The 10,687-nt window shown below is 65.2% G+C and carries 10 protein-coding genes; 4 read left to right on the top strand and 6 right to left on the bottom strand.

The features are described 5' to 3' along the window. Positions 1-225: 225 nt before the first annotated feature. The gene (locus tag HBN54_RS21645) at positions 226-1,029 is read right to left on the bottom strand and encodes a PhzF family phenazine biosynthesis protein (RefSeq protein ID WP_168675325.1); all 804 of its coding nucleotides are present in this window, start codon (positions 1,027-1,029) and stop codon (positions 226-228) included. Positions 1,030-1,241: 212 nt separating this feature from the next. On the opposite strand from HBN54_RS21645, the gene HBN54_RS21640 reads away from it, so the two are divergent. After that, positions 1,242-1,814: an RNA polymerase sigma factor gene (locus HBN54_RS21640; protein WP_168675324.1), complete on the top strand. Its 573-nt coding sequence runs from the start codon at positions 1,242-1,244 to the stop codon at positions 1,812-1,814. Positions 1,815-2,833: 1,019 nt separating this feature from the next. Beyond that, the gene (locus tag HBN54_RS21635) at positions 2,834-3,646 is read left to right on the top strand and encodes a porin family protein (RefSeq protein WP_210428144.1); all 813 of its coding nucleotides are present in this window, start codon (positions 2,834-2,836) and stop codon (positions 3,644-3,646) included. A 17-nt stretch (positions 3,647-3,663) separates the two neighbouring features. On the opposite strand, the gene hutI is transcribed toward HBN54_RS21635, so the two are convergent. Continuing rightward, on the bottom strand, positions 3,664-4,935 hold the full coding sequence (hutI, locus tag HBN54_RS21630; RefSeq protein ID WP_168675322.1) for an imidazolonepropionase: 1,272 nt from the start codon (positions 4,933-4,935) through the stop codon (positions 3,664-3,666). Positions 4,936-5,019: 84 nt separating this feature from the next. On the opposite strand from hutI, the gene HBN54_RS21625 reads away from it, so the two are divergent. Continuing rightward, the gene (locus HBN54_RS21625; protein ID WP_168675321.1) at positions 5,020-5,538 is read left to right on the top strand and encodes a 2'-5' RNA ligase family protein; all 519 of its coding nucleotides are present in this window, start codon (positions 5,020-5,022) and stop codon (positions 5,536-5,538) included. A 34-nt stretch (positions 5,539-5,572) separates the two neighbouring features. On the opposite strand, the gene HBN54_RS21620 is transcribed toward HBN54_RS21625, so the two are convergent. From HBN54_RS21620 to HBN54_RS21610, 3 genes are read right to left on the bottom strand one after another with little or no spacing between them, the layout of a single operon-like run. Further along, the gene (locus HBN54_RS21620) at positions 5,573-7,138 is read right to left on the bottom strand and encodes a glycosyltransferase family 39 protein (RefSeq protein WP_168675320.1); all 1,566 of its coding nucleotides are present in this window, start codon (positions 7,136-7,138) and stop codon (positions 5,573-5,575) included. A gap of 39 nt (positions 7,139-7,177) precedes the next feature. Then, positions 7,178-8,191, bottom strand: a complete 1,014-nt coding sequence (locus tag HBN54_RS21615) for an alpha/beta hydrolase family protein (RefSeq protein ID WP_168675319.1) — start codon at positions 8,189-8,191, stop codon at positions 7,178-7,180. 47 nt (positions 8,192-8,238) lie between these two features. Then, the gene (locus HBN54_RS21610; RefSeq protein ID WP_168675318.1) at positions 8,239-8,496 is read right to left on the bottom strand and encodes a hypothetical protein; all 258 of its coding nucleotides are present in this window, start codon (positions 8,494-8,496) and stop codon (positions 8,239-8,241) included. A 140-nt stretch (positions 8,497-8,636) separates the two neighbouring features. Between HBN54_RS21610 and HBN54_RS21605 the strand changes: the two genes are divergently transcribed. Then, the gene (locus HBN54_RS21605) at positions 8,637-9,992 is read left to right on the top strand and encodes a YfcC family protein (protein WP_168675317.1); all 1,356 of its coding nucleotides are present in this window, start codon (positions 8,637-8,639) and stop codon (positions 9,990-9,992) included. Between the two features lie 97 nt (positions 9,993-10,089). Here the strand turns inward: HBN54_RS21605 and HBN54_RS21600 are convergent, their stop codons facing one another. Further along, positions 10,090-10,500, bottom strand: coding sequence for a DUF6960 family protein (locus tag HBN54_RS21600; RefSeq protein ID WP_168675316.1), 411 nt, complete (start codon positions 10,498-10,500; stop codon positions 10,090-10,092). Between the last annotated feature and the right edge of the window lie 187 nt (positions 10,501-10,687).

Below are 10,687 nucleotides of genomic sequence, written 5' to 3'. Positions count from 1 at the left end.
ATGCATAATCTGGAACAGTTTGATACGGCACTGGAGGTATGCGCCGGACTGTGGAACTTCTGCTTAACTCATTGATAATTCAGTACAACAAGTCTTCTGAATAGTCTTCGCTTTTAAACCAGTTCACCATTATCTAAGCCAGCTTCAGTTAAACGAATTTAGCAATTACTTTACTCCTCCTTTTTGCGCAAATCCACCACGGAATGGCACCGAAAACGGCTGAACTCAACTACCCACGCTCACCAGCAACTCCCCCGCCGCATACGTCACCGCGTAGCCGCTGATATCCACTCTATCCCCGCGCAGGCGGCACCATAAATCGCCGCCGCGGGGCGAAATCTGGCGGGCGCGCAGCTCGGTTTTGCCCAGCTTTTCGGCCCAGAAAGGAATGAGGATGCTGTGGGCCGAGCCGGTGACGGGGTCCTCGGGCACGCCCACGCGGGGCGCGAAAAACCGCGACACGAAATCAATGCCATCGGCACCGGGCGCGGTGGCGATGACGCCCACGTACTCCAGGGCCGCGATGCGGGCGAAGTTGGGGGTGAGGGCACGCACTTCGGCTTCGGAATTAAACACGGCCAGCAGGTCGCGGGCGGCCAGCACCCGCAGCGGCGTGGCTCCGAGGGCATCGGTGAGGCCCGTGGGGTGCACGGGCAATTCCTGCGGCGGGCGCGAGGGGAAATCGAGGGTCAGCAGGCCGTCGGCGGCGCGGGTCACGCGCAGCGGGCCGCTCTGGCTGTGGAAGGTAACCTGCGGCCCCGCGAAGCCGAGGTGCGCGAACAGCACGTGCGCCGAGGCCAGCGTGGCGTGCCCGCACAGGTCGATTTCGACGGCCGGCGTGAACCAGCGCAGGTCGTACTCGCCCGGCGCATCGGGGCGGGGCACGAAGAAAGCGGTTTCGGCCAGGTGGTTTTCGGCCGCGATTTGCTGCATGAGGGCGGCGGGCAGCGGGGCTTCGAGCGGGCACACGCCGGCGGGGTTGCCGGTGAAGGGCGTTTGGGCGAAGGCATCGACGTGGAAGTAGCGCATGGCGGGTTCGGGCGGATTGGTTGGAAGGGCACGGATTTCTTTTGGCAAGAATACGGCGCGGGGCGCGTTGATGAATTGCCGGGCAGTTTTCTGGCGGCGGGCGGCTTATTTTAAAAAACTTTTACAGGCCACGCAACCCCAGCCGGCGCGGGCCGGTCAGGGGGGTATAAGGCGGGCCGGTACCGTTTGCCTTCATCTTACTTTTCCAATGCATGCCGCCATCCATTACCCTGGTTGATGAGGCACTGCTGGCCGCGTGCCGGCGGGGCGAATCGGCGGCGCAATACCGGCTCTACCAGCAACTTTCATACTCTCTGATGGGCGTGTGCCTGCGCTACTGCCCCAGCCGGGCCGAAGCCGAAGATGCCCTGCAAAACACGTTCGTCAAAATCTTCACCCGCCTCGACCAGTTCCGGGGGCAGGGGCCGTTCGAGGCCTGGGCGCGGCGCATTGCCGTCACCACCTCGCTGCATGCCCTGGCGCAGCACCGCCTGCGCCACCTTGGCCCCGCCGGCGAGGCCCTCGATGAGCTGGCCGGCGACCTGCCCACCGCCGAGCCCTCGGCCCTGGACCACCTGGCCACCGCCGACCTGCTGGCCTTACTGGCCACCTTGCCGCCCGGCTACCGCACGGTGCTCAACCTCTACGCCGTGGAGGGCTACTCGCACCAGGAAATCGGCGCGCTGCTGGGCATCGCCGAAGGCACTTCCAAATCGCAGCTGGCGCGGGCCCGCCGGCTGCTCGAAACCCGCCTGGCGGCCCACCATCACCCCCAATTGCCATGACCGACCGCAACCCCGACGACTTGTACGATGCCCTGCGCGACCGCCTGGCCGATTACGGCCAGGAGCCGCCGGCAGCACTGTGGGCCGGCATTCGAGCGCAGCTGCCGCCGCCGGTGGCCGCACCGCAGCTGCGGAAACGACGGCGACGGGCTCCGGTAGCGTGGCTGCTTTTGGTTATGCTGACCCTGGCAGCGGTGGGCGCAGTCTGGCATTGGCGGCAGGCACAGCCGCCAACTGCAGCCATGAGGATACAAAGCCCTGCCGCCCGCATTTCATCACCCAACGCTTCCCAGACCAAATCGGCCAGTACCCAAAGCCCTACTCAGGCCAGCAATTCAACCGCAGTGAGCCGGCCTTTAGCGCCTCAAAATTCTTCAGCTACCCCGCAAACGGACTCAGCGAATGCAGCTAACGAGCCGGCTGGTTATTCGAAGGCGGCAACAGCAACTCCAACCGGCGCGGTTGCGAAACAGGGCTCTATAACAACGGCAGCGTCGGCCACCTCGGCACCTGCCGCTACGACAGTTTCGGCGGGCGCGGCAGTTGCCGGTTCGATGGCTTCCGGTTCGATAAAGGCAGCTGCTGCCGCTTCAGCCGCTCACGTACCTGCGGCCAGGGCTACCGGGCGGGCGGCTCGGAGCTTGGTAGTGCCGGGCTCCAAAGCACTCGCAGCAACTATTGGCCAAGAGGATAAGCCGCTAACGCTGGCCGCTCGCGGGCAAGCGCGGGAGCTGGGCCAGCCTCTTTACCCCGGAGCGGCGGCCACAGGTCACTCATCCGGGACGGACCCATCGGCGGTGGGTCGGGCCGGGCTGGTCCGGCGGGGTCGCAATGCGTCAACGGTCGTAAGCACCCGGTCATCTCAGGCCTTGTTTGAAACGAAAAAGCCCTTGGCCCGTCACCGTCATCAGCTCGCAACGGCGCTGGCAGCAGGAGGACAACCAGCCACAGAGCAGCCGTTTTCGGCGTACCCCACACCGTCAGAAGTGGGTCAGCTTACTATCCCGGTGGTACCAACGATGGCCTCGACCAGTCTTGCCCAACTGGCAGAAAACCGCCAACGCACAGCCCAGGCGCAGCTGCCCGTCCGGCCCGTAGCCCTGCAGCAGGTTGCGTGGCCCAGGGCCGCAGCCCCGCAGTCGGTAGCCGTGGTGCCCGGCCCGCTGCCGCGGCCGTTCGCGTCGCGCTGGGCGGTGCAGGTAGTGGCCGGCCCGGCCCTTACTTATCGAAGCCTGAATACGGCGGCGGCTCCGGCCTCGTCGACTTCCCCACCGCTCATTTATAGTCCAGGCAGCCCAAACCCGGTGGCCACGCTGGAACGACCCGCACTGGGCAGCGCCGCCCAAATTACCGTGCGGCGCACCTTGGGCGAGCACTGGAGCCTGAGCGCAGGCCTGGGCTATGCCGAATACGCCAGCACCCTGGCCCTGCAACAGGTGCATTACACGGTATCCAACCACATGATACTTCCCCCAGACCCTGCCACCACCACCATTCACCGGCGCGATACTTACCGGTTTGTGACGGTGCCGGTGCGGGTGGGCTACGGCTGGACGCTCTCGGGACGCTGGCGCGTGGGCCTGCTGGCCGGGGCCGAGGCCGCCGTGTACGTGGGCGGCAGCAGCACCGAGGGCAGCATCTATCATCGGGTGAGCCTTGGAGCCAGCCTAGGGGCCGAGGCCCGCTACCGCCTCGGCGGGGGGCGCTGGGAGCTGCTGGCCCAGCCCACGGCTACCTATCTACTGTCGCCCCTAGCCAACTATACACCTTACTACCAGCGCCATCTGTTTGGCGGCGCGGCACTGTTGGGGGTAGCTTTCAACTTGCCCTAGTATCTCGGCGAGGGGCTTCACTGATACTGCCCGCCAATTATCACCTCGCGCACCGGGTTTTCGCCCAGCCAGTACGGGATTTCGGCCACGCTGCCCACGTTCAGCACCAGCACGTCGGCGCGCTTGCCGGGTTCCAGGCTGCCGCAGTCGGCGGCGAGGCCAATGGCCCATGCGGCGTTGAGGGTGGCAGCGGCCACGGCTTCCTTGGGCGTGAACCCCATTTTCAGGCAGGCGATGGACAGGGCCAGCCAGAGGTTTTTGCTGGGGCACGAGCCGGGGTTGAAATCGGTGCTGATGGCCACGGGCAAGCCGTTGTCGATGAACTCGCGGCCGGACGCGTATTTTTCCTGGCGCAGGAACAGCGGCACCAGCGGCAGCAACACGGCCACGGTTTGCCCCTGGGTTTGCTGCGCAATGCGGGTGGCGGCGGCGGGCGTGAGGTAGTCGCAATGGTCTACGCTGGTGGCGCCCAGCGCGGCGGCCATTTCGCAGCCGCCCAGGTCGTGCAGCTGCTCGGCGTGGATTTTCAGGCCGAAGCCCATGTGGTGGGCCTGCTCCAGGTAATAGCGCGATACGTCGAGTGGAAACGCTCCTTTCTCACAAAAGATATCCACAAAAGCCGCCTCCCCCTTCAGGTCCGACAGCACTTCGCGCAATATGAAATCGACGTAAGCCTGCGGGCCGGCTTCCCGGAACTCGGGCGGCACCACATGAGCGCCCAAAAACGTGGGCACTACCCGCACCGGCTGCTGCCGGCCGGCCTCGCGGGCCACGCGCACCAGCCGCAGCTCGGTATCGCGGTCGAGGCCGTAGCCGCTTTTGGCCTCCACGGTGGTCACGCCGTAGCGGCGGAAGCCATCGAGGTGGTGCAGGGCATTGGCCAGCAGCTCCGCTTCCGGCGCGGCGCGGGTGGCGCGCACGGTGCTCAGAATGCCGCCGCCGCCAGCCAGAATATCGAGGTAGGACTCGCCCCGCAGCTTGCGCTCGAACTCGTGGGCGCGGTTGCCACCGAACACCAGATGGGTATGGCACTCCACCAGGCCGGGCATTACCACGCAGCCGGTGGCATCTACGAGGCGGGTTTCGGGGCCGAGGCGGGCCAGGTCGAGGTCGTCCATCGCGCCCACGGCCACGATTATGTCGTCAACGCAGGCCACGTAGCCGCGCTCGATTATCGTCCAGTCGCGCAGGTGGGGGCCGGCCAGGGGGCGGCTGGTTAGGCCGCCGGCCAGCGTGAGCACCTGCGCGGCGTGCTGAACGAGGAGGGTATAAGGGGCAGGGTGCGGCATGGCGAAAGTGGGTGGGTGGAGCGGCAAATTACGGCCCCGGGGGGCGGGGTTGCGTAGTAGCCGGCATCGTTCTTCCCTCCGTTTATGCCTGATTCCGCCCCCGCCCCGCTCATTCTCACCCTCGCGCTCGATGCGGCCGCGCAGGACTATTTCAACGACTTGCGCCGCCGGCACTTCCCGCCGGCTATCAACTACCTCGCGGCGCACCTCACGCTGTTTCATCACCTGCCCGGCGCGGAGCTGGCCGCCGTGCAGGCGCAGCTAACGGCCATAGCCACCGGCCAGCGCTCCCTGCCCCTGGCGGTCACGGGCCTGCGCTCGCTGGGCCGGGGTGTGGCCTTCACCCTCGAAAACGACGAGCTGCGCGCCCTGCACCGCCAGCTGCAAGCCGCCTTCGCCCCGCACCTCACGCCCCAGGACCAGCAGAAGCTCCAGCCGCACGTTACCATCCAAAACAAAGTAGCGCCGGCCGAGGCCCGTGCGCTACTGGCTGATTTGCAGGCCGATTTTACGCCCTTTGAAGCCGTGGGCACCGGCCTGCACCTGTGGGCCTACCGCAACGGGCCGTGGGAAAACCTGGCCGGGTTTCCATTTCTCGCGTAGCCGGGCACGGCCGGACCGCGTTATTTCGCGGCTATCAGGGCAATCGAGCCGGCCCTTCCCACTCGGCCAAGGCGGCGCGGTGCTCGCCATTAGCCCGGCTAATTATTTCGCTATCCGGCTTGATTCCAACGCTGATGACCGTGCCCTGTTCACGAGCATAAGGGTCCCGCACGCGGGCAACCGGGCGGCAGGCGGCAAAATGCGTAATCAGCTCCGGGTCGGGCTCATCGTCTATCATGATAATGGCCTGCCAGTCCGGCCGCACCGGATACCAATACAGAAAGCTGCCATTGAAGCTGTGGACCAGCAGCATGGCCCGGTGGCGGTTGTAGTAGTTGATGGCGCTGGCCTGCCCGTAGTTATCGCATTTGATGAGGGTGTGGGCGCGCACCGCAGCGGGCAGGCTTTGGTAGGCGGCCCAGGTTTTGTCGGCCATTTCGCGCCAGCCGCGCATGTCGGCGTAGTCCTGGGGCAGGGCGTGGTCCTGGCCATCTTCCCAGCGGTAGAGGCCCAGGGCGGCGTAGCGCGACCGCAGGGCAGCCATGGCCGCCGGCGGCCGCAACGGGTAAATGAACGGCAATATCGGCAGCAGCAAAAGCAGCGGCAGGCCCAGCAGGCCCGCCTGCACCACCGGCCGCCAGGCCAAAGCACCTGGTTGATTTAGCTGCCGGAGCGGCTTAAATCGGCTCTCCCACCACCACGCCCCAAAGCTAAACAGCACTGGGTAGTACCCGAGCGTGTAGTAGTCTTTGCCGTGCAGCAGCGCTTGCAGCCCGATGCCGAACACCACCACCAGCCCCACCGCCCGGTAGGGCCGCAGGGCGCGGCTCAGCAGCAGGGCCAGCAGGCCCGGTACCCACACCCACACCGCCCCGATGCACATCAGCAGCTGCATTTTCCAGAATTCGGCCGCCTTCACGTGCACCAGCTGGCTGTCGTGCAGCAGCTGCATGTGGTGTAAAAATGGGATGCCGTGCCAAAGTTGCCAGGCCACGTTGGGCAGCCACAGCAGCCCCGCCAGCCCCGCCGCCCCCCAGAAGTGCCGGTTCAATTGCAACCGCCGCCAGGGCGTGAGCAGCAGCGCCCCACCCAGCGCGGCAATAAAAAACAGCGTGGTGTACTTGTTCAGCAAGCCCAGCCCAAGGCCCAGGCCCAGCAGGTAGAGGAAGCGCAGCCGCTCCTCCTGCACATACCGCACCAGCCAGTACAGGCAAAACACAAAGCCAACTACCTCAAACGAGTTGGGCTGAAACAGCAGGTTGAGCCGGGCGAAGGCCGTGCCCAGGTAGCAGGTGCCCGCCAGCGCCGTGGCAAACCAGCCGCCACCCAGCCGCTGCGCCAGCCGCATCACGAGGTAGAGCGTGGCCGCACCCCACAGAAACGGCCAGAATTTCACCCAGAAAAAGCCGCCGCCCAGGGCCATGCTCACCCAGCCCTGCGCCGCAATCAGCGGGGGCACTTCCAGATAACCCCAGGCCAGGTGTTGGCCCTGGGTCAGGTATAGGTATTCATCGCGGTGCAGGTCGTACTGCGGGCTGATGAGGAAGTAGCCGGAAACGAACTTGAGCAGGGCAAAGGCGAGCGGGAGGCGGCGGTTCATGCCCGGCAAGGTCGGCAAAATCCAGGTATTACGGCACTGCTATTTCGAACCAGGCCACAGCCCGGCCCAGCGCAGAAAGTCCTCCCCCACCTGGTCCCAGTAGAAGTCGTCGTAGTCGGTTTGGCCGTTTTTCACGCCGAAGAAGTTGTGCTCACGCCCGGGGTATTCGCGGTAGGTGAAGTTGGTGCGGTGCTGCCGGATGGTTTCCAGACGCAGGTAGTCGTCGCCGGCCACGCCTTTATCCAGCGTGCCGAAGCCTACGAACACCGGCACCCGCGTGCGCAGCAGCTCGGGCATTTCCGAAGCCCCGAAACCGTAGGCGTTGCGCGGGTCGTCGCCCTGACAGTCGGCGCGGGTGGGGTCAGCCACTACTTCCTGCCAGCGCCGGAAGATATAGCCCACGCCGGCCGTGTCGGCTGCCTGCCGGGCTTCGGCCAGCATCGACATATTGCGGCCCAATGGGTTGCCGCTTAGATACACGGCCCGGCTTACCAGGCCCGGCACGGCGGCCAGGTGCGCTACCACCGAAGTGCCCTGCGAGTGCCCGCCGATGACCACGCGCCCGGCCTCAACCCACGGCTGCTTTTTGAGGTAGCGCAGCACGGCTTCGTCGCGCCGCAGGTAATAGTCGAGGTAGTTGCGGGCGCAGTAGTAAGCCGGCGGCTGGCGCTCCCGGAAAATGCGGTTGGGGTCTTGCCCCGTCACATCGAACGTAAGCGGGATGCCGGGCTTGCTGATGACGGCCATATGGCAATTCTCCAGCACCTTTTTGGGGTGAAACGGAAACGCCGGGTAGGGCCCGCGCGCATCGTAGAGCACTAGCGGCGTGGGTATCGAGCCCTGCTCCCACAGCAACAGCGGCTTCTTCAGCTTCTCCTCGCCAGGCTTCGAGAGCAGCAGCACCTGCACGCTGTCGCGCCCGAACATCACCACGAGGCGGCGGTAACCGAAGGCTTCGGGCGGGCGCGGGGCGGCGGGGGTAGCTTGGGCGAAGCTGGGGCGGCTGAGACTCACCGGCAGCATCAGTATCAAAAACAGTAGGGTTTGCCGCATACAGCTTTTTTGCGCAGCGGCGGTAGTGCCGGGGCGGCGCAAGGACCTTACAGGCCGTGCGGCAGTTGCACCAGGCGCAGGTAGTCGCCCAGGCCGGCGGGCTTCTGGAAAACGTGGATGAAGAGAATATGCTCGTCGCCCCGGCTGCGCCAGGTTTCGGCATAAAAGCCCTCCACGGCATAGAGCGTGAGCTCGAAGCTGTCTTCCTGGCGCTCGGCCAGGCGGGTGCCGTGCCGGGCCAGGTGCTCGGTCTGGCTGCGCTGGTGCAGGGCTTTGAAGGCGGTGATGGTCAAGACATTTAGCATTTATCAATTAACATTTAACCGCTCGGCTGGTCGCCTTGCGTGGTCGTCCGGCCTATCTTGCCATCAACTACTGCCTAAAAGTAGTGGGGGTGCACGAAGTTCCGCATGCTCTAATGAACCTGTTAAATGTTAATTGATAAATGTTAAATGGATTCCGTTTTCCGCACCCGCTGGTGCTCATCGTGGGTTTTATCATCCTGGCCGCCGCACTCAGCTACGTGCTGCCGGCTGGCGAATTCACGCGCCACCTCGATGCCGTAACGGGGCGGCAGGTGGTAGTGGCCGGCTCCTACCACGCCGTGCCCGCCACCCCGGTAGGCCCGCTCGATGTGCTGGTGGACGTGCCCAAAGGCATGGCCGACGCGGCCGCCGTGGTGTTCCTGATTTTCCTGGCCGGCGGGGCCTTTACGGTGGTGGACCAGACCGGCGCGCTGCGCTTCGGGATCGATTGGCTGCTGCGCCGCGCCCACGGCCGCGAGGTGCTCGTGATTCCGCTGGTGGGCACGCTCTTCGCCACTATGGGCGCGCTGGAAAACATGGGCGAGGAGATAATTCCGCTGGTGCCGGTGCTGCTGGTGCTGATGCGGCGGCTCGGCTATCCCACTCTCACAGCGGTGGCGGCCAGCGTGGGGGCGGCCTTCGTGGGGGCTTCTTTCAGCCCGATAAATCCGTTCCAGGTGGGCATTGCCCAGAAGCTGGCGCAGCTGCCACTGCTCTCAGGCGGGGCCTACCGCATGGGCTTTTTGCTGGTGGCGGTGGGGTTGTGGCTGTGGGCCACCACGCGCCACGCCGTGCGCCACCGCCAGGCCCCCGACCTTAGCCTCGATGCCAATGAGGCAGCCGCCGGCCCCGCCACCACCAGCCGCTCCGGCCTGGTATTACTGCTTATGCTGGCCGCGTTTGGCGTGTTTGCCTACGGGGTAGTGCAGCTGCACTGGGAGTTCGAGCAGATGGCGGCACTGTTCCTGGGGCTGGGCATTGTGGCCGGGCTGGTGGGCGGGCGCGGCCTCACGGGCACGGCCGAGGGCTTCATCGCGGGCTTCCGCGACATTGCCTTTTCGGCCCTGCTGATTGGGTTTGCCCGGGCCATTTTCGTGGTGCTGGAGCAAGGCCACATCGTGGACACCATTGTGCACGGCCTGGCCGAGCCGCTGGGCCACCTGCCCGTGGCGCTGGCCTCCCTGGGCATGATGGGCGTGCAAACCCTGCTGCACGTGCCTGTGCCCAGCGGCAGCGGGCAGGCCACGCTCACCATGCCGCTGCTGGTGCCGCTGTCCGATATTCTGGGCCTCTCGCGGCAGGTTACGGTACTGGCGTTTCAGTACGGGGCGGGCCTGTGCGAGCTCATCACGCCCACCAACGGCACCCTCATGGCCATGCTGGCAGCCACGGGCGTACGCTTCGAGCAGTGGATAAAGTTTGCCGCGCCGCTGTGGGCCGCGCTGTTCGCGCTGGGCGCGGTGGCGGTAGTGGTGGGGATTGCGGCGGGGGTTTGAGTTTTTTAGGATATGAGGGTAGGAGGGTGTGGGGGTAGGAGGGGAAAATCCGCACCATTCCTACCCTCCTACCCTCCTACCCCCACACCCCTCTACCCTAATCCGCCCGCAATTCGTCAGCCGCAAACACCGTCGGCAGCTTGCGCTTGCGCTCCACAATCTGGTAGGTGGCGGTATCGGTGGCTTCGTTCCAGAACACGTCGGAGATGTGGCCGAAGTGGCGGTACTGGCCGGGCTGGGGCGTGGTTTCCTCCACCGAATCGCCGAAGCTGAATTTGGGCTTGTGATAGATTTCCTTGAACAGCTCGGGGCGCACGAGGAACTGCTGCTCGTCGTAGCGAATGGTAATCCACTCGCCTTCATCGTCTTCGGCAATTTTCTCGAAGAGCTTGCCCACGGGCTCCAGCAGCTCGAAAGCGCGGCGGTTGGCGGGGTGAATGTAGCGGAAGCCGTAGTCGGGCGACCAGCCATAGAGGCCAAAAACAACGGGTTTGGGACGAGTCTTCAAAAGGTAGTAAGGGCTGATTATTGCGTAACAAACACGCAAACGGCGCAATTTGCTCCGGTGAGGGGCAAATTTACGTCGGGGCCCAGGCTGTGCGCGGCACCGGGGCATCTTCGGCCAAAAACCCGGCAGTTTCGTATGCTCGCCTTACCTACCGTCCAATACCGGCCGCATTTTCGGCTGCCCGGGC

Origin of the sequence: Hymenobacter artigasi, from assembly GCF_012275535.1 — a bacterium.
Classification (GTDB): Bacteria; Bacteroidota; Bacteroidia; order Cytophagales; family Hymenobacteraceae; genus Hymenobacter; species Hymenobacter artigasi.
Note: the sequence above shows the minus strand (reverse complement) of the source record. Positions and strands in the feature narration are given on the sequence as shown.